Source organism: Denitrobacterium sp. (assembly GCF_056180635.1).
Genome location: NZ_JAZZJS010000066.1, coordinates 1 through 22,004, shown reverse-complemented (window position 1 = coordinate 22,004; position 22,004 = coordinate 1). Strand labels below are relative to the sequence as shown.

22 protein-coding genes and 1 pseudogene are annotated in these 22,004 nt (G+C 59.9%); 14 read left to right on the top strand and 9 right to left on the bottom strand.

The window, feature by feature from the left end:
- Positions 1-46: 46 nt before the first annotated feature.
- Positions 47-1,444, bottom strand: coding sequence for an MATE family efflux transporter (locus AC04P6_RS05855; RefSeq protein WP_475565685.1), 1,398 nt, complete (start codon positions 1,442-1,444; stop codon positions 47-49).
- A 240-nt stretch (positions 1,445-1,684) separates the two neighbouring features.
- Between AC04P6_RS05855 and AC04P6_RS05850 the strand changes: the two genes are divergently transcribed.
- The 6 genes from AC04P6_RS05850 (at position 1,685) to AC04P6_RS05825 (ending at position 8,439) form a co-directional block, all read left to right on the top strand.
- Positions 1,685-2,212 carry a cysteine hydrolase family protein gene (locus AC04P6_RS05850; protein ID WP_475565684.1) on the top strand — a complete coding sequence of 176 codons (528 nt, stop codon included), beginning with the start codon at positions 1,685-1,687 and terminating at the stop codon, positions 2,210-2,212.
- Positions 2,213-2,404: 192 nt separating this feature from the next.
- Complete coding sequence (locus tag AC04P6_RS05845; protein WP_475565683.1) at positions 2,405-3,025, top strand: MOSC domain-containing protein; 621 nt, start codon at positions 2,405-2,407, stop codon at positions 3,023-3,025.
- Positions 3,026-3,228: 203 nt separating this feature from the next.
- The gene (locus AC04P6_RS05840; protein ID WP_475565682.1) at positions 3,229-4,509 is read left to right on the top strand and encodes an O-acetylhomoserine aminocarboxypropyltransferase/cysteine synthase family protein; all 1,281 of its coding nucleotides are present in this window, start codon (positions 3,229-3,231) and stop codon (positions 4,507-4,509) included.
- Positions 4,510-4,621: 112 nt separating this feature from the next.
- Complete coding sequence (gene metA, locus AC04P6_RS05835; RefSeq protein ID WP_475565681.1) at positions 4,622-5,566, top strand: homoserine O-acetyltransferase MetA; 945 nt, start codon at positions 4,622-4,624, stop codon at positions 5,564-5,566.
- Positions 5,567-5,815: 249 nt separating this feature from the next.
- Positions 5,816-7,333 (top strand): transporter substrate-binding domain-containing protein, encoded by a 1,518-nt coding sequence (locus AC04P6_RS05830; protein ID WP_475565680.1) that lies wholly within the window; start codon positions 5,816-5,818, stop codon positions 7,331-7,333.
- Positions 7,330-8,439 carry an amino acid ABC transporter ATP-binding protein gene (locus tag AC04P6_RS05825; protein ID WP_475565679.1) on the top strand — a complete coding sequence of 370 codons (1,110 nt, stop codon included), beginning with the start codon at positions 7,330-7,332 and terminating at the stop codon, positions 8,437-8,439. Before AC04P6_RS05830 ends, AC04P6_RS05825 begins: the two co-directional genes overlap by 4 nt.
- 107 nt (positions 8,440-8,546) lie before the next feature.
- Here AC04P6_RS05825 and AC04P6_RS05820 read toward each other — a convergent pair whose 3' ends face one another.
- The 3 genes from AC04P6_RS05820 to AC04P6_RS05810 form a co-directional block, all read right to left on the bottom strand.
- Positions 8,547-8,999 carry a 2-thiouracil desulfurase family protein gene (locus tag AC04P6_RS05820; RefSeq protein WP_475565678.1) on the bottom strand — a complete coding sequence of 151 codons (453 nt, stop codon included), beginning with the start codon at positions 8,997-8,999 and terminating at the stop codon, positions 8,547-8,549.
- 68 nt (positions 9,000-9,067) lie between these two features.
- Entirely contained in the window at positions 9,068-9,478 is a 411-nt protein-coding gene (locus tag AC04P6_RS05815; protein ID WP_475565677.1) for a hypothetical protein, read from the bottom strand.
- 15 nt (positions 9,479-9,493) lie between these two features.
- A complete protein-coding gene (locus AC04P6_RS05810) occupies positions 9,494-10,759 on the bottom strand; it encodes an MFS transporter (RefSeq protein ID WP_475565676.1) in 1,266 nt (421 codons plus the stop codon).
- Between the two features lie 213 nt (positions 10,760-10,972).
- Here AC04P6_RS05810 and AC04P6_RS05805 point away from each other — a divergent pair, with 213 nt between their 5' ends.
- From AC04P6_RS05805 to AC04P6_RS05770, 8 genes are all read left to right on the top strand, one after another.
- Complete coding sequence (locus AC04P6_RS05805; protein ID WP_475565675.1) at positions 10,973-11,908, top strand: ABC transporter ATP-binding protein; 936 nt, start codon at positions 10,973-10,975, stop codon at positions 11,906-11,908.
- A 9-nt stretch (positions 11,909-11,917) separates the two neighbouring features.
- On the top strand, positions 11,918-13,105 hold the full coding sequence (locus AC04P6_RS05800; protein WP_475565674.1) for an ABC transporter permease: 1,188 nt from the start codon (positions 11,918-11,920) through the stop codon (positions 13,103-13,105).
- The gene (locus AC04P6_RS05795) at positions 13,092-14,318 is read left to right on the top strand and encodes an ABC transporter permease (RefSeq protein ID WP_475565673.1); all 1,227 of its coding nucleotides are present in this window, start codon (positions 13,092-13,094) and stop codon (positions 14,316-14,318) included. Before AC04P6_RS05800 ends, AC04P6_RS05795 begins: the two co-directional genes overlap by 14 nt.
- On the top strand, positions 14,273-15,340 hold the full coding sequence (locus tag AC04P6_RS05790) for a sensor histidine kinase (protein ID WP_475565672.1): 1,068 nt from the start codon (positions 14,273-14,275) through the stop codon (positions 15,338-15,340). The genes AC04P6_RS05795 and AC04P6_RS05790 overlap by 46 nt, the downstream gene beginning before the upstream one ends.
- Before the next feature lie 72 nt (positions 15,341-15,412).
- Entirely contained in the window at positions 15,413-16,039 is a 627-nt protein-coding gene (locus AC04P6_RS05785; RefSeq protein WP_475565671.1) for a response regulator, read from the top strand.
- Positions 16,040-16,138: 99 nt separating this feature from the next.
- On the top strand, positions 16,139-16,588 hold the full coding sequence (locus tag AC04P6_RS05780) for a zinc ribbon domain-containing protein (protein WP_475565670.1): 450 nt from the start codon (positions 16,139-16,141) through the stop codon (positions 16,586-16,588).
- A 192-nt stretch (positions 16,589-16,780) separates the two neighbouring features.
- Positions 16,781-16,990: a helix-turn-helix transcriptional regulator gene (locus AC04P6_RS05775; RefSeq protein ID WP_475565669.1), complete on the top strand. Its 210-nt coding sequence runs from the start codon at positions 16,781-16,783 to the stop codon at positions 16,988-16,990.
- Between the two features lie 2 nt (positions 16,991-16,992).
- Positions 16,993-17,547, top strand: coding sequence for a hypothetical protein (locus tag AC04P6_RS05770; protein ID WP_475565668.1), 555 nt, complete (start codon positions 16,993-16,995; stop codon positions 17,545-17,547).
- A 158-nt stretch (positions 17,548-17,705) separates the two neighbouring features.
- Here AC04P6_RS05770 and AC04P6_RS05765 read toward each other — a convergent pair whose 3' ends face one another.
- From AC04P6_RS05765 to AC04P6_RS05745, 5 genes and pseudogenes are all read right to left on the bottom strand, one after another.
- Entirely contained in the window at positions 17,706-18,230 is a 525-nt protein-coding gene (locus AC04P6_RS05765; protein ID WP_475565667.1) for an S-ribosylhomocysteine lyase, read from the bottom strand.
- Positions 18,231-18,373: 143 nt separating this feature from the next.
- Positions 18,374-18,748, bottom strand: coding sequence for an ATP-binding cassette domain-containing protein (locus tag AC04P6_RS05760; RefSeq protein WP_475565705.1), 375 nt, complete (start codon positions 18,746-18,748; stop codon positions 18,374-18,376).
- A 51-nt stretch (positions 18,749-18,799) separates the two neighbouring features.
- Positions 18,800-19,039: pseudogene (locus AC04P6_RS05755) on the bottom strand (oligopeptide/dipeptide ABC transporter ATP-binding protein); the annotation flags it as partial.
- Positions 19,040-19,142: 103 nt separating this feature from the next.
- Complete coding sequence (locus AC04P6_RS05750; protein WP_475565666.1) at positions 19,143-21,386, bottom strand: DNA gyrase subunit A; 2,244 nt, start codon at positions 21,384-21,386, stop codon at positions 19,143-19,145.
- A 9-nt stretch (positions 21,387-21,395) separates the two neighbouring features.
- The coding region (locus tag AC04P6_RS05745) for a toprim domain-containing protein (RefSeq protein WP_475565665.1) at positions 21,396-22,004 on the bottom strand (609 nt) is incomplete at its 5' end.

The following is a 22,004-nucleotide window of genomic DNA, read 5'->3' as shown; positions in this document are numbered from 1 at the left end:
TCCTCGTCTCCTTCGAAGTTGCAATCCTGCGGTTCGTTCTTGCTGATTACTCGATGGGTTTGGCGTGGCCAGCCACGCTTGGATGGGCGCTCGTCTTCGGAAGGAACGACGATGCCCCAAGCTGGCGGATGTGGTACCAGATGTAATAGGCGAGCATGCAGACCGAGGTGAGCGTCCAGGTAATGGGGTAGGTGACGCCCACGCTTTCGATCGTGGGATTACCCGGTACGATGGCGAAGAGCAGCAACGTGCGGATGACGCAGATGTTCAGCATGATGATGGCCATGGGAACGCGCGATTGTCCCAGGCCACGCATGCTGTCGCCGGTAATCTGCAGAATGCAGTAGATGAAGTAGAACGGGAACGTGACGCCGATGAGGCGCTGGCCCTGTTCGATAACGGCGGGGTCGCCTGCGAATACGCGGAAGAGGAACCAGCCCGCCGCGAGGGCCGCAACCGAGGTGGCCGCTGCGATGGCCATGGAGATGGCGGTGCAACGGAGCGTGCCCTGGCGGATGCGCTCGTATTCGCCTGCACCGAAATTCTGCCCCGCGAAAGTCATGATGGCCTGGCCGAACGCCACGATGGGCAGGTAGATGACCAGCTCGATCTTGAAGTACGCCGCGAACGCCGAGATGGCGTCGGTGCCCAGCGAGTTGATGAACGATTGGGCGATGACGTTGGAAAGCGTGATCACGAGCGATTGCGCTCCCGCGGGCACGCCAATGGCGATGACCCTCTTCAGGATGTCGCTATCGAACGCGATGCGACTAGCCTTCAGGGCGTAGGCATCGTCGAGTTTGGTCATGCGCCATAGCACGTAGATGGCGGCGATACCCTGCGAGAAGAGCGTCGCGAACGCGATCCCCGCGATTCCCATGCCCGCCACGGCAACGGTTACGTAGTCGAGCACGACGTTCGCAAGGCCACCCGCTATTTGCGCATAGAGCGGATGCTTCGAGTCGCCGAGCGCTCGCAGCGCCCCGGCACCCAGGTTGTATGCGATAACGGGGAAGAGCGAAATCGCGTAGACGCGCAGGTAGAGCACGCCGTCGTCGAGGATGTCCGCGGGGGTGTTGATAACCTGCAGGAACCAGGGGGCCAGCAGGAAGCACGCCGTCATGAGGATGGCGCCTCCTGCGAGGCTGAGGGCGATGTTGTTATGCAGCGCCCTGCTCAGGCGTTCGCTGTTGCGCGCGCCGAACGTCTGGGCGATTATCGCCCCCGAACCAACCGACATGCCGCCGAAGAAGCCCACGAGGCACGTGATGAGCAAGCTTGACGCGCCGATGGCGGCGGAGGCCTGCGTGCCAATGAGGTTTCCCGCGAAGATGAGGTCGACGGTGTTGTAGAGCTGCTGGACGAGGGTGCCCAGGAGGAGCGGAAATGCAAAACGCAGCAATGGCCTGGTGATGGGGCCTTCTGTGAGTATTCCGCTGCTCATGTACGTCTGTCCATTTCCTACAGGTGTGTTACTAATCGCGGGATGATAACACATCAATGGAGGAATCGAGGGGCAACTAATAATTGATTGGTGTGAAAAATTTTTTTTCGGTGTGCGGCGTGCTGCGGGCGCCTTTGCGCATCGCAGGTTCTTTTGAGTGCATTTCCCGTTTCGTCGCGCCTTTCCCGCGTGCCTAGGCGTAGAGTATTCGCAATTGCAGCCTAGGCAGAGGAGTGAGGAATGAAAGCCCTGGTAGTTGTGGATGTGCAGAACGATTTCGTATCCGGTTCCCTGGGTACCGCGGAAGCGCAGGAGATGATTCCCCGTTTGGCGGGGAAGATCGAGGCGTTCGACGGCGCCCTGTTCGTGACGTACGACACCCACAATGCCGATTATCCGCAAACGCAGGAGGGCAAGATGCTTCCCGTATCCCATTGCCAGAAGGGCACGTGGGGCTGGAATCTCGTCGACGAAATCGAGTCGCTTGTGAAGGACAAGGGCGCTATCGCGTTCGAAAAGCCCTGCTTCGGCAGCGTTGAGCTGGTGGATGCGCTCGTGAAGCTCCATGGGGAAGGCAATCTGGAAAGCATCGAGCTCGTGGGCCTGTGCACCGATATCTGCGTGGTTTCGAATGCGCTCATGATCAAGGCCGCGCTTCCCGAAACGCCCGTGCTCGTCGATGCATCGTGCTGCGCGGGCGTTACGCCGCAGAAGCACGAGGCCGCGCTCGACGTCATGGAAAGCTGCCAGGTTGTAGTCGCGCGCTAGCGTGCGCTCTTTTATGCGTATATCTCATACGGGGCTTCTCTATTCCCGTATGAGTGTTATACTCAGCCAAGCCTAATTACCCGCGTGCCCCCCCCTGGGCATTCCGTAGTGCAGCGGAGCGCGGGATGTATTCCTTGCACCGGGCGCACGGGGTGGCTGCCGTCGCGTCGCCTATCAAGAAAGGTGCAACGGATGTCCGAGGCTTCTTCTTGCGCGAATACCTGCAAACGAATCAAGGAAAACGAGACCGCGAAGGCCCTCGCGAACGATTTGGGCGTAGATAACCCCCTTATGGTTTCCGACCAGGGCCCCGCTCCCGTAGAGGGCGATACGGGCGCCATCATGTCCGTGAACATCGCGCCGAAGAAGGGCATGCGCAAGACTCCCGTGGAAAGCGGCGTTATTCGCCTCGATGCCGACTACGGCGTTGAAGGCGACGCTCATGCGGGCGATTGGCATCGCCAGGTCTCCTTCCTCGCCGAGGAATCCATCCAGGTCGCGCGTGATAACGGCCTCGATGTGGGCTACGGCGACTTCGCCGAGAACATCACCACGAGTGGCATCAACATGAAGGAAATGCCCCTGGGCACGCTGCTCGAGGTGGGTAGTGCGCTGGTGGAAGTGTCGCAGATTGGTAAGATCTGCCATACGCGGTGCGCGATTTACTACCTCGCGGGCGATTGCATCTTCCCGCGCGAAGGCGTGTTTGGCTGGGTCGTGAAGCCCGGCGAGGTGCACGTGGGCGACACGGTGCGCGTGGTGAAGCTGGGCGATGGCAAGGTGAACCGCGCCCTTTCCGACAAGCCCCTGTAGACCATCACTCTTTCAATTCTAGGCATGCCCGAATGCGCGTCGACGTGCATTCGGGCATTTTGCTGTCTCATCGTGCGGTGCCGTTGCCTTTCGCTTTCATGGGGGACCGCTTATCGCATAAAGCTATTATGCGATGGTTCGCGTCACGCGTATCCTATTAACTTATTCGCAGAAGCGCTTTCCCCCCGATCGAAAGGCTTGATATGACGTATCAGAAAGAAACGGAGTGCGTGCAGGGCGGCTGGCATCCTGGAGATGCTGAGCCGCGTCAGGTTCCCATCTATCAGAACACCACGTGGCGCTATGCCACGAGCGAGCATATGGGTCGCTTGTTCGACCTGCAGGAATCGGGGTACTTCTATTCGCGCCTTCAGAACCCCACCAATGATGCCGTGGCAGATAAGATTCGCCAGCTCGAAGGTGGTGCTGCGGCAATGCTCACCAGCTCGGGGCAGGCCGCCAACTTCTTCGCGCTCTTCAACATCTGCGAGGCCGGTAGCCATATCGTCGCGAGCTCGGCCATCTATGGCGGCACGTACAATCTCATTGCCGTCACCATGGCCAAGATGGGCATTGAAAGCACGTTCGTTCCCCCGAACTGCACGAAGGAAGAGCTCGATGCGGCGTTCCGTCCGAACACGCGCGCTGTCTTCGGCGAAACCGTCTCCAACCCGTCGCTCGCCGTTCTGGATATCGAGCTGTTTGCCCAGGCTGCTCACGAGCATGGGGTTCCGCTGGTCGTGGACAATACGTTCCCCACGCCCATCAATTGTCGTCCGCTCGAATGGGGCGCCAACATCGTCACGCATTCCACCACGAAGTACATGGATGGCCATGGTGCCGCGGTGGGTGGCGCCATCGTTGACGGGGGCACGTTCGATTGGGTGGCGCATGCCGATAAGTTCCCCGGCCTGTGCACGCCCGACGACAGCTATCACGGCGTGGTGTATGCGCGGGACTTCGGCAACGAAGGCGCTTTCATTACCAAGGCCACGGCGCAGCTCATGCGCGATTTCGGTTCCATTCCTTCGCCGCAGAACGCCTTCATTTTGAATCTGGGCCTGGAAAGCCTGCACGTGCGCATGGCCCAGCATTGCAAGAATGGCGAGGCGGTGGCGCGGTACCTTCAGTCGCATCCGAAGGTTAGCTGGGTGCGTTATTGCGGCTTGCCGGGTGACCCCTATTACGCACTGGCTCAGAAGTACTTGCCGAACGGCAGCTGCGGTGTGGTGAGCTTCGGCGTTGTCGGTGGCCGTGCCGCGGCCGAAAGCGTCATGGGTCATTTGAAGATGGCGAACATCGCCACGCATGTGGCCGATGCACGCACATGTTGCCTGCATCCCGCATCCACCACTCATCGGCAGATGACCGACGCCGAGTTGGAAGCGGCTGGCGTCGCCCCCGACCTCATCCGCCTGAGTTGCGGCATCGAAGCAACCGAGGATATCATTGCTGATATCGACCAGGCGCTTGCGCTCCTGTAATCGCGCTTTCGGCCATCCCGTCGGCGTTTGTTTCCCAACGGGATGGCCTGCCGTGCGTACGCGGTGCGTTATTGCGCCTTGCTCGTTTTGCTTCATTGAAAGGTAAGCGCTTATGCCCATACGAATTCCCGATGCGTTGCCCGCAACCGACCTGCTTGCGCAGGAAAACATTTTCGTGATGACCGAGTACCGCGCCATGCATCAGGACATTCGCCCCTTGCGCGTGGTGCTGCTCAATCTCATGCCCACCAAAATCGCCACGGAAACGCAGATCCTGCGCCGTCTTTCGAACACGCCGTTGCAGGTGGAGATTACGCTGCTGCATACGGTGAGTCACGCTGCGAAGAACGTTTCGGGGCAGCATCTCGACACGTTCTACCGTACGTTCGAGCAGATTAAGCATGAGCATTTCGACGGCATGATCATCACGGGAGCCCCGGTGGAGCGCCTAGATTTCGAAGACGTTGATTACTGGCCCGAGCTTTGCCAAATCATGGAGTGGGGTACGACGCACGTGCATTCGACGCTTCACATTTGCTGGGGCGCGCAGGCGGGAATGTTCTTTCACTATGGCATCCAGAAGCACGAGCTTGATCGAAAGGTGTCGGGCGTGTTCAGACATCGTCGCATCGTGGATAAGGTCACGACGCCCCTGCTGCGCGGGTTCGACGACATGTTCTGGGCGCCTCACTCGCGCTATACCGAAGTGCGCGCAGCCGATATAGAGGCTCATCCGAGGCTCGACTTGCTTGCCGTTTCGGAAGAGGCGGGAGCGTATCTTGCGAAGAGCTCCGATGACCGCAACATCTTCGTGTTTGGGCATCCGGAATACGACCGCTATACCCTGGGCGAAGAATACGAGCGCGATGTTGCCAAGGGCATATCCCCGCAGGTGCCAGAGCACTACTATCCCAACGACGATCCCACTCAGCCACCCTATTCGTTTTGGCGCGCCCATGCTCAGCTGCTATACACCAACTGGCTGAACTACTACGTGTACCAGACCACGCCCTATGATGTTCGCTTGGCTGGTGGCAAGGAGGACCGCGCGCTGTAGGGGCCTGGGTGCATCGTGCGCTATCGAGCCGCGTCGATGCATGCCCCTTGAGGAAGCCCTTGCAAGAAAGAGGCGCTGAGGTCGCGCAAGGTCGTAACCATTGCCTTCCACTCGGTGCGTTATCGTCTCTTTTCCTGTACGATAACAGCGAGGGTTTTGCATGATGGCCGCTATAAGCGGAGACCGTAGGCGTCTACGGTTGGGCTCGGTAATCATGACGGCGGGGGTGACGGCATGGCATGTAGGGCGATGAGGGCCATTCTGGTTTCGCTGTTTGCGATGGTGGCGCTTGCGTTTGCGATTGCTCCAGCGCTTGCGTATGCAGACGAAGCAACTCCTGTGTATCAGACGCTCGACGAGCTGTCGGGCAAGCGCATTGCCTATGTGAATGGCAGCGTGTACAACCAGGCTGTTCAGGGCCGCATCGACGGCACTACTGAGGAATTCTATCCGTCGCTTGCCGAATGCGTTGCTGCCGTGGAAGCGGGCAAGGCCGATGCGGCGGTTCAGCTTTCGTATTGCTGCCAGCTTGCCGTGAACAGACGCCCGGGTACGGTGACGCTGCTGCCCGATCCGGTCGTCTCGGTGTCCGAAGGGTTCTTCTTCCCGCGAGGTTCGGCTCTTACCAGCCAGTTCAATGACATCATCAAGCGCTTTTCCGAAGATGGCACCCTGAAGGAGCTTGAGGAGAAGTGGGTCGCGGCAGACGAGTCGGGCAAGACCCTGCCCGAACAGGACTGGGACGCGCCTAACGGCACGCTGAAGTTTGCGACTTCGGGCGTTATCGAACCCTTCTCATACGTTGGCCAAGGCGGGCAACCCAAGGGCTACGACGTTGAGTTGGCCCTGCTCATCGCTCGTGAGCTTGGCTACCATTTGGAAGTGACCACCATTCCCATGGATTCCATCTTCGCTGCAGTGGACACGGGCAAGGCCGATTTCGGCGGCACCCTCACGAACACGCCCGAACGTGCCGCCGTATGCGACTTCAGCGAACCCGTCATGCCTACCACCATTTCGGTCATCGTGAAGTCCGAAGAGTCGGCTGAATCCGCGGGGCTCTTCGGCGGAATCGCGACTTCTTTCCAGCGGACCTTCATCGAGGAGGACCGCTGGATGCTCGTCCTCTCTGGCCTGGGCGTTACCATTCTCATTAGCGTGTTCTCCGGCGTGCTTGGCTTGCTGTTGGGGTACGCCACCGTGCTGGCGCGACGCAGCGGGGTGCGCTGGGTTGGCAAGCTTGTGGATGGCTACCAAGCGCTCATGGGCCGAATCCCCATCGTGGTGGTGCTCATGCTGTTCTACTACGTGGTGTTCGGCTCCGTAGACGTTGCGGGCGAGCTCGTGGCGGTTATTGCGTTTACCCTGGCGTTCGGAGCCACCGCAGGTGCAACTATGTGGACGGCCGTGAAGGGCATCGACGTCATCCAAGAGGAAACGGGACTTGCGCTGGGCTACACCCGCCGGGAAGTGTTTTCCAAGATCGTCTTCCCGCAAGCGCGTCAGCAGTTCACACCGCAGCTTATGGGGCAGTTCGTGAACTTGGTTAAGGACACTGCGATTGTGGGGTATATCTCGGTAACCGACCTTACGCGTGCGAGCGACCTCATTCGTGCCCGTACGATGGATGCGTTCTTCCCGCTCATTACGACGGCGATTGTCTATTTCTTGTTCTGCATGCTTCTAGCCTACGTGCTGCGTAAGATTACCGCGAGGCTTGATGTCACGAAACGCCCTCGCGAAATCCAAGGAGTCGATGAGAGATGAGCCTCATAGAGATAAAGCATCTGCGTAAGGAATATGGCGATGTCGTGCCTTTGAAGGACGTGAACGCCACCGTGGACGAGGGTGAGGTCATCTCCATCATCGGGCCTTCGGGTACGGGTAAGTCGACCCTCATTCGATGTCTGAATCGCTTGGAGACGCCTACTTCGGGTCAGATCATTGTCGATGGCATTGACATGTGCGCGCCCGATGTAAACCTGCCAATGATGCGCCGGAAGATGGGCATGGTGTTTCAGAATTACGCCCTGTTCAATCATAAGCTCGTCATCGAGAACCTGATGATGGCGCCCATGGACCTGCTTGGCATGTCCAAGCAGGAGGCCTACGACCAGGCGCTCGACCTACTGAAGATGGTTGGATTGGGGGATAAGGCGCTCAGCTGGCCGCATGAGCTTTCCGGAGGGCAACGCCAGCGTGTGGCCATCGCACGCGGCTTGGCCATGAATCCCAAGATCCTCCTGTTCGACGAGCCTACGAGTGCTTTGGATCCGCAGATGGTATCCGAGGTTCTCTCCGTTATCACCCGGCTTGCCGAGCGGGGGCTTACGATGCTTGTGGTCACGCATGAGATGCGCTTCGCTCGCGACGCAAGTACTCGCGTCTTCTACATGGACCAAGGTGAGCTTTGGGAATCGGGTACGCCGAAGCAGATCTTCGAGAACCCTCAGCGACGCAGAACGCGCGACTTCGTTTTCCGCGTGCGCAATTGGAATTGGGAAATACACAGCATCGACTACGACTACGCCGCCATGATGTCGTCATTCGAGGACTTCTGCGCGCGTCAGTTCCTGGGGCATCGCATTATGTATGCATGCATGCTTGTGCTAGAGGAAGCCACTTCGAGCATCCTTATTCCATTGGCGAAAGAGTATGGACTCGTCGATCCACGCATCGCCTACGAGCTTTCCGTAGGGGAGGGTGGCGAGCAAGCGGACTTGCGCGTTGACGTGGGTGAGCTTGCCGCTTGCGGTATCAGCGACGAAGAGCTTAATGCGGTTGCTGACGATATTTCGAAGCGTATTTTGGAGAGCGCGATCTCGCGTTACTACGTGGACGAGTCCGGAGCGCCTCATTATGTAATTGGCTAGAACTGGTTTGGGGCTTTCCGAACGGTCGCACCCGCGTTGTGCAATGCAATGCGGGTGCGACGTATTGGTCGCGCAAAATGGCCGCGGGAGCTTGCGTTACCTTTGGCCTAACTTTGAAGATCGGCGCAGTCGTTTTCCGAAAGGACCTCTATGCCTGCGTCTATGAGTGCTTGAGCTGTCTTGCCCATTCCGGGTACGAGCGTGCCAGAAAATGCGCCATCGTAGATGAGTCCCTTGCCGCACGAGGGGCTCTTGCTCTTCAGGATGGCTTGCGTGCAGCCGTGTTCGCACGCTATGCGTACCGCTTCAGTCGCACCTGCTTCGAAGGCTGCAGTTCTGTCGATGCCGTCTGCGTCTACGACGCGACCGCTGGGTTGCAGCTCGGCGCATGCGCGTGGCGTGGGTAGGCCCGCCATGACTTCGGGGCAGATGGGGATGAGAGTGCGCGTGTTGGCTAGCTTCCGTACGGCGGGGCAGGGGTAGTCCTTGCCGTCGTAGCGACATGGGTCGCCCATCAGGCATGCGCTTACGAGTATGGGCGGTAGGTCGTTGCTCGTCATGCGTTCGGTCGAGATCCTTTCGTGCAGGCGCTCTTATCGTTGGGTTGCCTGCTTGGCGCTCGGGCGACCTATAGCTGCTTCTTCATGCGCAGTGCTGCGACCAGCTGAAGCGCGCCCAGGATGAAGTAGATGATGGACAACCCATTGGGGATGAGCACCAGTTCCGTGATGGTCCAGATAAGCAGCATGATACCCGCAATGGCGCACCAGGCAATCCAGGCGGATTCGTTTCCTCGGGATTTCACTGCGAGCGCGATGATGTTCGGCACGCCGTTTACCAGCAGCAATGCCAGTCCCGGCCAGAAATGGCTCGTGAAGAACAGGTCGTGGAACGGCATGGGGTCGTAGATGGAAAGGGGCATCCAGTCGTTCCAGCTCAGCGGCGGGCCCACGATCGCCCCAATCGCCATCCAGGCGCCGCAGAGCGGTGCGAGGATGCCATTGAACCAGTTCATGAAGTAGCTGAATTTTCTATCCATGGTGCAGCTCCAACCCTAGTCGAGTTCGCGGACGCTTTTCGAGAGCGCGATGATGGCCCCCAAGAAGATGATAAACGCTCCGTCGATGGAAAAGAACATCGGGGTTCCCGTGGCTTCCGCGATGGCGCCGCCAAGTGCGGTGCCGATGGGGATTGCCAGACCGGTCATGGAATTGAACAGGCCCATTACGCGCCCGAGCTTTTCTTCGGGAATGCCCTTCTGCAGAAGCGTCATGAGCGGTGCGTTGAACCACGCGCAGGCGATGGCGAGCAGGCCGATACAGCCCACGAACAGCCAGTATCCGTCGCTGGGAATGCAGCCCGATGCGAAGGCGCCGATGCCCACGACGAATGCGGCCACCACGATGATGCGCGCGAGCTTGCGCTGCGGGTTCACTGCCATGAGCACGAGGGCTCCTGCGAGCATGCCCGTTCCCATTACCGCCGCAAGCAGGGAAGCTGCGAAGCCGTCACCGCCGAAATGGCTGGAAACCATGAGCGGGAGCAGGGAATCGATGGGGCCGTACGCGAGCATGCCCAGGGCGACGCTCACCGTGAGGATGAGCAACCCGCGTTTGGCGGCAAGTGCGGAGGCACCTTCCTTCAGGCCCTGCCATGCGCCAACCTGTTCGCGCTTCAGATGCTTCGGGAGCTTCGCGAGGAACATGGTGACCACGGCCGTGGCCGCACCCACGCCGCCCAGCAAGATGGATGCTTGGAGGCCGAACGAGGTGTACAGCAGGATGCCCAGCGCGGGGGCCGCAATCATGGAAACGCTGCCCAAAAGCGTGTCGGCGCCGTTGATGCGCATGAGATGGCGCTCGGGAACCAGTAGGGGCATCGTGGCGTTGAAGGCGGGGCCGCGGAAGCCCGACGTGAAGCCGAAGGTAGCGCAATAGCAGGCCACGGCAGCGATGCTGGGCCCCGCCGTGGCAATCCAAATGGCCAGCCCGATGCCGCAGAGCGCCTGGATGGCATCGCATGCGATGATGATTGCCTTGCGGTTGTGCTTGTCGGCGATTACGCCGCCCAGGGGCGAGAGCAGGCCCATGGGCAGAAACGCCAGGACGTAGATGAAGGCCAGCATCGAGGGCGAACCGGTGCTTTCCGTGACGTACCATACGCCCGAGTAGCTGGCTGCGCTTCCCGCGAACGCCGAGATGGCGTAGCCGGTCCAGATGAGGATGATGCGCGGTAGCCAGTCGCTGGGAAGCTTGTGGCCGCCGGTGGCTCGTTCCCCGTTCGTGGAATCGTCGATTTCGAGTGGCGCGGATTCGCTCATGACAGGTTCCCTCATTCCCATGATGCGCGGGTTCGTATATGGATTGCGGTGGATTATACCGAATGCTCGGTGGCTTCATAGTAGCAGTTCGACGGGCGTTTTCCTGCTCGCCGCGCAAGTCGTGACATTTGTCATGGCAGCTGATGATTGGAGTCACTGGCGGCGTTTCGCGCTCACGGCCAGAATGAGGTCAAGATACGAAAGGAGCGTGCCATGCGCATTGTGGATGTGAAGAACTTGGTTAAGCGCTATGACGAGAAGCTAGCGCTCGATCATTTCAACCTGCAGATCGAGCAGGGGGAGGTATTCGGCTTGCTGGGCCCGAACGGCTCGGGCAAGACGACCGCCATCAACTGCATTCTGCAGCTGCTTACCTACGACAAGGGCGAAATCTCGCTCTTCGGGCAGCCCATGCGGCCCGCAAGCTACGACCTGAAGCGTCGCATCGGCGTGGTTCCCCAGGATATCGCCGTGTTCGAAGAGCTTACCGTGCGCGAGAACATCGATTACTTCTGCGGTCTGTACGTGGCGAACGCCGCGGAACGCAAGGGCCTGGTAGACGATGCCATCCGCTTCGTGGGGCTCGAGGATTACGTGAAGTACCTGCCGCGCAAGCTTTCCGGTGGCCTGAAGCGCCGCCTGAACATTGCCTGCGGCATCGCCCACAAGCCCGAGCTCATCTTCTTCGATGAGCCAACCGTGGCCGTCGACCCGCAGAGCCGCAATTCCATCCTGGAGGGCATCCAGCGCCTGAACGCCGAGGGCGCCACCATCGTGTACACCTCGCATTACATGGAAGAGGTCGAGCAGATTTGCAGCCGCATCATGATCATGGACCGCGGCGAGTCGCTTGCGGCCGGCACCAAGGACGACCTGGTGCGCATGGTGTCTACGGGTGAGAAGGTGGAAGTGGAGGCTCCCGAGCTGCCCGCGGGCACACTCGACGCGCTGGGTGGCCTGTCGTTCGTGCGCCGCGTATCCCACGATGGCGCGAACATTCACCTGCTCTGCGATAACGGCCCGCATAACCTGGCGAGCATCCTGGGCGTGCTGCAGGAGCGCGGCGTGGCATTCGGACGCGTGTATTCCGAGCCGCCTACGCTCAACGACGTCTTCCTGGAAATCACTGGCAAAGAGCTGAGGGACTAGGGGCCTGCCATGTGGAATACGTTCAAATACACGACGCTTGCCATTCTGCGGGAGCGCAGCGTCGTGATCTGGGTCATCTTGTTCCCGCTCATTCTGGCCACGTTGTTCAGCGTGATGTTCCAGGGAATCGAGGATACTGCGTACGACCTGCCCGAGATTTCGGTTGCCATCGTCGATGGCTCCGAGGGGGAAACGGGGGAGTCGTTCGCCTCGACGGTGGATGCGCTTTCCGAGGGCGATGACCCGCTGCTTGCCCCCGTGTACGCGAAAACGGCCGATGAGGCGCGTGAGCTGCTTAAGAGCGGCGATGTCGTGGGCGTGGTAACGCTCGATGAGGGCGGCTGGCCCACGTTGGAGGTATCGCCGCCGGTGGGCGATGTGGGGATGTCGATGGAGCAGGTGAAGCGCACCGTGCTTTCCGATGTGATCGACGATTTCCGCCGTTCTCGTTCCGCTGCCGAGGACATCATTGCGAACGACCCCGCCGCCCTTGCGAATCCTGCCGTTGTCGAGTCGTTCTCGACCAGGGGAGATTACACGTCCGAGCTGGCGATAACGCACAGCAAGACCAAGGAGTTCGTACGCTACTTCTACGCGCTGCTCGGGTTCTCGGCGCTCATGGCCGCCATGGTGGGCCTGCGCGCTGTTGGTTCGATCCAGCCCAACGTCTCGCCGCTGGGCGCGCGCCGTGCGGTAAGCGGAACGGGCCGTGCTCGCATGCTGCTGGGCGCCATCGCCTCTAGCTGGACGGTGAGCTTCGGCGCGCTGCTGGTCGCCTTCGTCTACATCCGCTTCGTGCTGGGCGTGGAATTCGGCGGCCGCGAGGGCGCTTGCGTGCTGGGCTTGGCGGCGTCCGCGCTCATGTCCACGTCGCTCGGCGCGCTCATTGGCGCCATTCCGGCCATTCCCTTCGACGTCAAGGGCGGCATGCTTACCGGTATTACCTGCCTGCTCTCGCTGTTTGCGGGTCTCTACGGTACGCCGGCTATGCGTCTCGCCGACCAGATTGCCTTCGAGGCGCCGTGGGCCGCTGCCATCAACCCTGCCAAGCAGGTAACCAACTTGTTCTACAGCCTGTACGTGTATACGGATATGGAACCGTTCTATCAGACGCTCGGCATCCTGCTGATTATCACGGCGGTGTTCGCGCTCGTTTCCGCGATGCTCATGAGGAGGCAACGCTATGCAAGTCTTTAAAGCCGCGCTTAAAACGTTTTTCCGCCATCCCGTCTATCTGCTCGTCTATGTGGTGTGGCTGTCGTTCATGGGCCTGTTCATGGGCATGAGCGTGAACGATGTTCCCAGCGAGGAATACCTCGAGCGTCCCAATGTGGCCGTCGTCGATCGCGATGGGGGCGAAATCTCTCAGGGCCTTGCCTCGTTCGTGCTCGATAATTCCGTACCGGTGGACGTGGAGGATTCCCAGCGCGCCCTGCAGGACGCCGTCATGCAGGAACGCGCCCACTACATCGTCATCATCCCCGAGGGCTTTTCGGAGGACTTCCTGAAGGCGGCCGAAGAGGGCACGGAGGCACCTGAGGTGCAGACCGTCGTGAGCACGCAGTCGTCGAGCGTCACGATGATGGACAGCCTGGTGGACGAGTACCTGAACGTGACGCGCACCTATAGCCTCGCGCTTCCCGACGCTGGCCAGGGCGAACTGGTCGCTCGAGTCGATGCTGCCATGGATAACGCGGGCTCGGTGAACGTCGTGCAGGTTACCGAAGCAGCTCCCGTTTCGAATGCGTTCTTGCTGTATCTGCAGTTCGTAAGCTACACGATTCTGCTCTCCATTGCGGTGTGCACGGCTGTCGTAATGTCGCGCTTCGGCAGGGAGGAAATTCAGCGACGCATGGGTTCCTCGCCGGTGCCCCAGACGTCCGCGAGCCTGCAGCTTGCCGCTGCCTGCTTGGTCATCGCCCTGCTGTGCTGCGCGTTCGTCGCTGCGGTTGGTCTGATCGCGTTCTCCGGCAAGCTCGTCGACGTCGATAGGGGCGTGATCGCAGCCGCCTTGGTAACGCTGCTCTGCTACTCGCTGTTCGCGCTCTCGTTCGGCTTCTTCGTGGGTCAGCTCACGCGCAGCGAAATCGTGATGAACGCCGTCACGAATATCATCGGCCTCGTCATCTCGTTCCTTGGGGGCGTGTGGATCTCGCTCGACCTGGTGGGCGAACCCGTTGCAACCGTCGCGAAGTTCACGCCGTCGTACTACTACAACGAGGCGCTGCATTCCGCGTTCGATGTGGCCGCTGGGGGCTTCACGCAGACCATGTTCGAGTGCGATGGAATCATCTGCCTCTTTGCGGTTGCAATATTCGCCGTGGGCCTGGCCGTTTCCAGGCTGAAGGTTGGTAGAATGGGCACATGGAAAGACTCATCGACAAAGGCATCGTTGCAGCCTGCTGCCTAACGGCGTTTCTCACGCTGCCGGTAACCACGCTCACGTTCGGGGGGTTCCTCGCCGCGCTGGCCGTGTCCGCGCTTGGCGAGGCCCTTCCGCGCGTATGGCGCCTGGTTGCTGCGGTGCTCTACGCGGTAGCGGCCCTCGTATGGCCGCCGCTTGCGGCGTTTCTGCCGCTCGTGGTGTACGACTGCGTGCGTGACGAAGCGCTTGTCGTGCGGATCGCGTGGTGCGTTCCCTTCGTGGCTGCCATGCGCTCGTGGGAAGCGCTTCCCTGGGCGATTGTGGGGCTGTTCTGCATCGTGTCAGCTGCCTTGGCCATGCGCACGTCGTCCCTTGTTTCCGAGCGCGACCATTTCAGGGAGCTGCGCGATTCGGCGCATGAAGCGTCGCTGGCCCTCGAGGCGCGCAATCGCGATTTGCGAGAGGCGCGCGATTTGTCGGCCCAGGTGGCCATGATGGCCGAGCGCGGGCGCATCGCGCGCGAGATCCATGACAACGTGGGACATTTGCTCACGCGCGCGATTATGCAGGTCGAGGCTCTGAAGGTCGTTCATGCGGAAGAACCCGCCATCGTGGGCGAATACGATGCGGTTTCCTCGACGCTGAACGAGGCCATGAAGACGGTTCGCTCGAGCGTGCATGACCTGCGCGACGAGGCCGCCGACCCGCGCAACCTCATGCAATCGGCGCTCGATGGGTGCGGTGTCGAACGCGTGTCGCTTTCGTACGAAGCGGGTTCCCTGCCCGAAGACGTCGCGCGCTGCTTCGTGTCCATCGTGCGCGAGGCGGCCACGAACACGGTGCGCCACAGCGATGCGACGAGCTTGGAAGTGCAGGTGAGGGATTATCCCGGGCTGTTCCAGCTCATCGTGCAGGACAACGGCTCGCAGCCTACGGGCAAGCGCGTGCCAAGCGGCGGCATGGGCTTGCAGGCGATGGACGACCGCGTGCGCGCCCTGGGCGGTACGTTGCGTGCGGGCTTCCATGACGGCCGGGGGTTCCGCGTGTTCGCGAGCGTTCCGAAATAGCAGTTCAAACGCGCGTTTTCAGCGCTTGGCATGCTGGCGTGCAACGTGTGGCCAGCGGGGAAGGATAGATTCATGATTCGGGTGATTGTGGTCGACGACGATCCGTTCGTGTGCGCGTCGCTCAAGACGATTCTGGGCGCCCAGCAGGATATCGAGGTCGTGGCAGTGGGTTCGTCGGGTGAGGAGGCCGTTGGCCTTTTCGCGGAGCATGCTCCCGATGTGCTGCTCATGGATATCCAGATGACGGGCGGCGATGGCCTGAGCGCCGCCGAGCGCATTATCGCCGAACAACCAGACGCGCGCATCCTCTTCCTTACCACGTTCGCCGACGACGATTACATCGTGCGCGCGTTGCATTTGGGCGCGAAGGGCTATCTCATCAAGCAGAACGTCACCGACATCGCGCCTGCCGTGCGCTCGGTCGCGGCGGGGCAGAACGTGCTCGGCGACGAAGTGGTGGGGCATTTCGCGCGCGCGTCCGACGCGCATGTTCCCGCCCAGAACTTTTCGAAGCTGGGGCTCACTGAGCGCGAAATCCAAATCGTCGAGCTCGTTTCCCAGGGGCTCGACAATCACGAAATCGCATCGACGCTGTTCATGGGCGAGGGGACGGTGCGCAATCACATCAGCGCCATTCTGCAGAAGCTCAATCTGAAGAACCGCACGCAAATCGCCGTTATGTACTACCGCTGCCAGTAGTAGCGACGCGTCTCGCGCAACAGTCTGTTTCTTGAAGCGCTGCGCGGGGTGCTCGTATACTCGATACATCAGGACATTCGAGGGGAAATGGAGGCCGTAATGGCAATTGGGGAAACGCTTTCTCAGATTCGCAAGGAGCTCGGCGTTACGCAGGAGGAGCTCGCTCAGAAGGTTTTCGTGACGCGTCAGGCCGTCAGCCGTTGGGAGAATGGCGAAACGGAGCCGAACATCGACATGACGAAGCTCATCGCCTCGGCGCTGGATGTGCCCATCACGCGTTTGCTCGACGTTCCCCAGGAGCCGGTTTGCCAGTGCTGCGGCACGCCGTTTTCCGTGCCGAATATGCCCAAGGGCTCGAACGCCGATGGCTCGTCGAACGAAAGCTATTGCAAGTGGTGCTACGACAACGGCTCGTTCGCCGATGCGACGATGGACGACGTCATCGAGAAATCGGCACCGTACCTGGCCGAGGCTTCCGGCGTGAGCATCGACGAGGCCGTATCGTACATGGGCGCCGTCCTTCCCACGCTCGATCGCTGGAAGAAGTAGCCGCGCGTTTCATAACCTTGGAGAGGACGGGCTTCGGCCCGTCCTTTTTTGATTTCATGTATGCATGAAATATCGAACCCCATGCAAAATAATCTAAGCACTGTGACATATATAGTTGACAACTACAAAAAGATGCAATATATTTATGGCATCAAGAGAAATAAATCTGTCATATCGGAAGGGAGGGTCGCTATGGGAGGAGAGAAGAATCTCCGCATGAAGGCCGCGCGCGTGGGCTCAGGCCTTTCGCAGGCGGAACTCGCCGCGAAGGTGGGGGCCACGCGCCAGACCATCGGCCTCATCGAAGCCGGCGGGTACAACCCCACGCTCAATCTGTGCATTGCGATCTGCAGGGAACTGGGCGTCACGCTCAACGATTTGTTCTGGGTACAGGAGGGATAACGATGAAATTCATCGATCAGTGGAAAGAGTTCTTCAAGGTGGGCGACGAGCGCGAGGAAGCGGAAGTCAATCGCATCATGAAGCGCGGCTTCAATGCCATGTCCGTTCTGAATCTCGTTCTTGGCTACGTCCTGCTGCAGTTCAGCATCGTGGCAGAAATGCATGGTCTCGACGATACGCCCTACCGCTGCTTTGGCATCATTTCGTCGGTGGTGTGCTTCATCGTCGCCGGATGCTGCTTCTACGCCATTATCGCCATGTCAAACAGGGGCATCATGGGCTCGAAGTACTTCATGGGAGTCGATAAGTTCCCCGTCGATTTCGGGCTGAAGCTCGCCGTATTCGGCGGATTGGCCGCTGGCTTGCTCATGGCGGGTGCGCGCTGCGCCGTGGAGATCGCGCTTGCAGGCGTGAGTGAGGTGTATTGGGGCGCGAACGCCGCACTGTTCGTCGTGTTCTTCTTCCCGGTGGCGATTGGCATCTACGTGCTTCAGTATGCGGCATATCGTAGCGCGCTGAAGAAGCAGCAGCAGATTCTCGCGCAGCTCGAGGATTAGGCGTAACACGCTTATCTACCTCGCATGAATGGGCGCCCCAATGATGGGGCGCCCATGTTGCATTGCGGTTCGTCTGCCGTTTTGCCTGGGGCAACGAAAAGGCCGCATGCGCCTGTTGATGCGCGATGCGGCCTTGGATGCATGGGTGTTCGAATGGCCTACGAATCGAAGAATTCCAGACCGTTGTCGAGCGTGAGCCTTTCGGTCATGGGGTAGTCGAAGATGAGGTCCTTGTCGGCGCCTTCCAGGTACTGTACGAACTTGTCGGCTTCCCATTTGGCCATGGGCAGGTCGTGCATGAGGTAGTTACCGCAATTCTCCGCCGTGGCACCCGGTACTTCGCCCTCGAAATCGCGCATGTACTTGAACGATTCGAGGATGATGTCGAACATGTCGCGAGATGCGGGATGGCCCTTTACGATGATGTAGAAGCCGGTAAGGCAGCCCATGGGGCCCCAGTAGACGAGCTTGTCGTTCCATTCGTCATGGTTGCGCAGATACGTGGCCACCACGTGCTCGATGGTGTGCATGGCCGCGGGAGCGATGGCCGGTTCGGAATTGGGCTTCTTCACGCGAATGTCGAATGTGGTGACGGTTTCGTCGCCGAGGACGTCGACGCGGCTCTCGAAGATGCCGGGCACGATCCTCGTGTGGTCGACGGAAAAGCTGGGGATAAGATCCATGTACGTTCCTTCCTCCGAAACGCTGATTCGTTTACTAAGCATGGTAAGGCGTATCGGGGGCTAAGGGAACGTCCAGCTTAGGATTTACATCTATAATCATAGTGAAACGGTAGGTTTATACGATTCGCACCCGATATCTGCTTCTACAGCGCGGAGGAAAGAAGCGTCTTCGTGAACTCGCTTCTTGGATTTCCGAACACAGATGCGGCTGGCCCCTGTTCAACGACCTTCCCTTGATGCATTACCGTTACGTCCTGGCAGAGGTGGCGCACGACGTCCAGGTCGTGCGAGATGAAGAGCATGACTCTGTAGCGAATGTCGCCGGCATCGGGTTGCAGGAATCCCATGATCATGCGCGAAAGCGTTGTCTTGCCGTTGCCGCTGCCGCCGATGAGCCCGCATACGCTTCCTGGCTCGATGCTGAGGCTCACGTTGTCCACGGCGCGTGTTTTGTCCTTGCCCCAGAAACCGGATGCGAAGGATTTCGAGGCGCCGTTCACTTCTAGAATCGCGCTCATCGGGCATCTCCTTCCGCGCGAGTGTTCCTCAGGGGGGTGGTGGCAGTAGACGGTTCTGCCGTTCGCGATGCTAGCCTTCGGTTCGCGCTCCTTGCAGGCGTCGCTTGCAAGGGGGCAGCGTGGCCAGAACGCGCACCCGCCTGGCTGGTTGTCGAAGGAGGGCATGAACCCGTCCATGGCCTTGAACCCGTTTTCGGGGAGGGAGTCCAAGAGCCCGCGCGTGTAGGGATGGAGCGGGCGGTGCAGCACCTCGTCGCTCGTTCCCAATTCCACGATGCGACCTGCGTACATAACGGCGACTTGGTTGGCTCTTTTCGCGCAGGGAAACATGACGCGAAAAAGGCCGGCTCGCAATCGAGTCGGCCTTGGAAAAGCGCGGTATGTTCGCGTGACGTTACATGTCGAAGAGCGTCATGCGGTCGGCGTCGGAAATCACGATGCCGGGCGAGGGGAGCTTCGCCACTACGAAATGCGAGGCATCGGCGTCGGCGCCCAGGAACTCCGCGGGTTCGCCCGTGGCGATGATCTCGCGGCCGTTCTTGCAGGTGAACGCTACCAGACCCTGCGTGTTGTTGGTGGTTTTGGTCTTCAGCAGGCTCGTGTTGAACGTGATCAGGCGGTTGTCATTCGAGGCGAGCGTGATGTCGCGCTCCTCGTCGAGGATGATTGCGCCGATAAGCGGGCTACCCGTGTAGATGGCGTTCTTCAGCTTCTTGCGGTTCTGCTTCGTCTTGTAGCCTGCCAGGGCCACGCGCGCCGCACGGCCGTTGCGGAACAGGTACAGGACGTCCTTGTCGTAGTTGCCCGGGTCGAGCACGTGGATGATGTTCTCGCCATCCTCCAGCTCCAGTTCGGTGGGCAAGAACGTTCCCAGGTCGGCGGATTTCGTATCGGAAAGCGCGCTGACCTTCAGCTTATAGCACTGGCTCTGGTCGGTGAGCACCATGAGCTCGTTCTTGTTGGCCGACGGGAATTCCAGCCACAGCGCGTCGCCGTCCTTGTACTTCAAGTCGGCGCCGGAGCGCAGCACGCGGTCGGTGAGCTTCTTCAGGTAGCCTTCCTTCGAAACCATGATGGTGACGGGGTAGTCCTCGATTTCGGGCTCCAGCGACACTTCCACGATTTCCTCGGCATCGACGATGCCCGTCTTGCGGGGCGTGACGTACTTCTTGTTGATGGCGGCCAGCTCGTCGTAGATGACCTGCTTCACGTTTTCCTCGCTCGACAGAATCTCGTTCAACTCGGCGATTTCCTTGTCGAGTGATTCGATGTCCTTGGTGCGGTTGAGGATGTACTCGCGGTTGATGTTGCGCAGCCTGATGTTGGCCACGTATTCAGCCTGCACCTGGTCGATGTTGAAGCCCTTCATGAGGTTGGGCACAACGTCGACTTCCAGTTCGGTATGGCGGATGATGTCGACGGCCTTGTCGATGTCCAGCAGGATGGCTTCCAGGCCGTGCAGCAGATGCAGCTTCTCGGTCTTCTTGTTCAGGTCGAAGCGCACGCGGCGACGCGTGGATTCAACGCGCCACGCAACCCATTCGGTGAGGATCTCGCGTACGCCCATGACCTTGGGATAGCCGTCTACCAGCACGTTGAAGTTGCAGCTGAACGTATCTTGCAGCGTGGTCATCTGGAAGAGCTTCGCCATGAGCACTTCGGGGTCGGTTCCGCGCTTCACGTCGATGGCGATGCGCAAGCCGGAAAGGTCGGTCTCGTCGCGGATGTCGGAAATCTCGCGGACCTTGCCTTCCTTGGAGAGCTTCACGATGCGATCGATGATGACGTCGGTCTTCGTGGTGTACGGAATCTCGTAGATTTCGATGATGCGCTCATCGGGCAGGTAGCGCCAACGCGAGCGCAGCTGGAAGCCGCCCAGGCCCGTGTTGTACACGCGCTCCATTTCCTCGCGCTTGTAGATGAGTTCGCCGCCCGTGGAGAAGTCGGGGGCGGGCATGCTCTTGAACAGGTCGTATTCCGGGTCCTTCAGGAAGTGCATGGTGGCATCGCAGACTTCGTTCAGGTTGAAGCCGCAGATGTCGCTGGCCATGGCCACGCCGATGCCCTTGTTCGACGACACGAGCACGTTCGGGAACGCCGTGGGTAGAAGACGCGGCTCCTGCATGGCGCCGTCGTAGCTGTCCACGAAGTCGACCGGGTCCTTGTCGATGTCCTTGAACACCTCGGCGCAGATGGGGGAGAGCTTCGCCTCCGTGTAACGCGAAGCGGCGTAGCTCAGGTCGCCCGAATAGTACTTGCCGAAGTTGCCCTTGGAATCGACGAAGGGCGTGAGCAGCGCTTCGTTGCCCGTGGCAAGGCGCACCATCGTCTCGTAGATGGCGGCGTCGCCGTGGGGGTTCAGCTTCATCGTCTGGCCCACGATGTTGGCGCTCTTCTGGCGCGCGCCGTTCAGCAGGCCCATCTTGTACATGGTGTAGAGGAGCTTGCGATGCGAGGGCTTGAATCCGTCGATTTCGGGGAATGCACGCGAGACGTTGGTGCTCATCGCGTACGGCATGTAGTTCACTTCGAGCGTCTGCGTGATGGGCTGCTCGAGTACCTCGGAATGCAGTCCGATGACGTTCGGATTGTCAACGTGCTTCTTTTTGGGTGCGTGTTTCTTCTTGCTAACAGCCATGACGCCTCCTTACTGCAGGTCGAGCTGGTCGAGGTATTCTTTGCCGTGCTCGGCGATGTGGCGCTTGCGGCCCGCGTCGTCGGTGCCCAGCAGCAGGTTGAACATCTGCTCCATCTGCTCCATGTCCTCGGGGAGCACCTTGATGAGACGGCGCGTTTCCGGGTTCATGGTGGTGAGCCACATCATGTCGGGGTCGTTTTCGCCCAGACCTTTCGAGCGGTTGATCGAGCACTTCTGATCGCCAATCTCCTCGAGGATGTTGTTCTTTTCCATCTCGGTATAGGCGAAGTAGGTCTTTTCCTTGCAGTTGATTTCGTACAACGGCGATTCCGCAATGAACACGTAGCCCTCGCGGATGAGCGTGGGCACCAGGCGGTAGAGCATGGTGAGGATGAGCGTGCGGATATGGTAGCCGTCGACGTCGGCGTCCGTGCAGATGATTACCTTGCTCCAGTTCAGATTTTCCAGGTCGAACGTGCCCAGGTTCTTCAGGCGCTTGTCGTTCACTTCCACGCCGCAGCCAAGCACGCGCAGCAGGTCCATGATGATTTCCGACTTGAAGATACGCGGGTAGTCTTCCTTCAGGCAGTTCAGAATCTTACCGCGAACGGGCATGAC

Bases quoted from the DNA above. Each gene is read 5' to 3' on its own strand.
- AC04P6_RS05750 (WP_475565666.1), bottom strand. From the start codon at position 21,386: ATGGCTGTTAGCAAGAAGAAACACGCACCCAAAAAGAAGCACGTTGAC.
- metA (WP_475565681.1), top strand. From the start codon at position 4,622: ATGCCCATACGAATTCCCGATGCGTTGCCCGCAACCGACCTGCTTGCG.
- AC04P6_RS05780 (WP_475565670.1), top strand. From the start codon at position 16,139: ATGGCAATTGGGGAAACGCTTTCTCAGATTCGCAAGGAGCTCGGCGTT.
- AC04P6_RS05800 (WP_475565674.1), top strand. From the start codon at position 11,918: ATGTGGAATACGTTCAAATACACGACGCTTGCCATTCTGCGGGAGCGC.
- AC04P6_RS05840 (WP_475565682.1), top strand. From the start codon at position 3,229: ATGACGTATCAGAAAGAAACGGAGTGCGTGCAGGGCGGCTGGCATCCT.
- AC04P6_RS05765 (WP_475565667.1), bottom strand. From the start codon at position 18,230: ATGGATCTTATCCCCAGCTTTTCCGTCGACCACACGAGGATCGTGCCC.
- AC04P6_RS05815 (WP_475565677.1), bottom strand. From the start codon at position 9,478: ATGGATAGAAAATTCAGCTACTTCATGAACTGGTTCAATGGCATCCTC.
- AC04P6_RS05820 (WP_475565678.1), bottom strand. From the start codon at position 8,999: ATGACGAGCAACGACCTACCGCCCATACTCGTAAGCGCATGCCTGATG.
- AC04P6_RS05810 (WP_475565676.1), bottom strand. From the start codon at position 10,759: ATGAGCGAATCCGCGCCACTCGAAATCGACGATTCCACGAACGGGGAA.
- AC04P6_RS05805 (WP_475565675.1), top strand. From the start codon at position 10,973: ATGCGCATTGTGGATGTGAAGAACTTGGTTAAGCGCTATGACGAGAAG.
- AC04P6_RS05785 (WP_475565671.1), top strand. From the start codon at position 15,413: ATGATTCGGGTGATTGTGGTCGACGACGATCCGTTCGTGTGCGCGTCG.
- AC04P6_RS05845 (WP_475565683.1), top strand. From the start codon at position 2,405: ATGTCCGAGGCTTCTTCTTGCGCGAATACCTGCAAACGAATCAAGGAA.
- AC04P6_RS05825 (WP_475565679.1), top strand. From the start codon at position 7,330: ATGAGCCTCATAGAGATAAAGCATCTGCGTAAGGAATATGGCGATGTC.
- AC04P6_RS05855 (WP_475565685.1), bottom strand. From the start codon at position 1,444: ATGAGCAGCGGAATACTCACAGAAGGCCCCATCACCAGGCCATTGCTG.
- AC04P6_RS05795 (WP_475565673.1), top strand. From the start codon at position 13,092: ATGCAAGTCTTTAAAGCCGCGCTTAAAACGTTTTTCCGCCATCCCGTC.
- AC04P6_RS05850 (WP_475565684.1), top strand. From the start codon at position 1,685: ATGAAAGCCCTGGTAGTTGTGGATGTGCAGAACGATTTCGTATCCGGT.
- AC04P6_RS05770 (WP_475565668.1), top strand. From the start codon at position 16,993: ATGAAATTCATCGATCAGTGGAAAGAGTTCTTCAAGGTGGGCGACGAG.
- AC04P6_RS05830 (WP_475565680.1), top strand. From the start codon at position 5,816: ATGAGGGCCATTCTGGTTTCGCTGTTTGCGATGGTGGCGCTTGCGTTT.
- AC04P6_RS05760 (WP_475565705.1), bottom strand. From the start codon at position 18,748: ATGAGCGCGATTCTAGAAGTGAACGGCGCCTCGAAATCCTTCGCATCC.
- AC04P6_RS05775 (WP_475565669.1), top strand. From the start codon at position 16,781: ATGGGAGGAGAGAAGAATCTCCGCATGAAGGCCGCGCGCGTGGGCTCA.
- AC04P6_RS05790 (WP_475565672.1), top strand. From the start codon at position 14,273: ATGGAAAGACTCATCGACAAAGGCATCGTTGCAGCCTGCTGCCTAACG.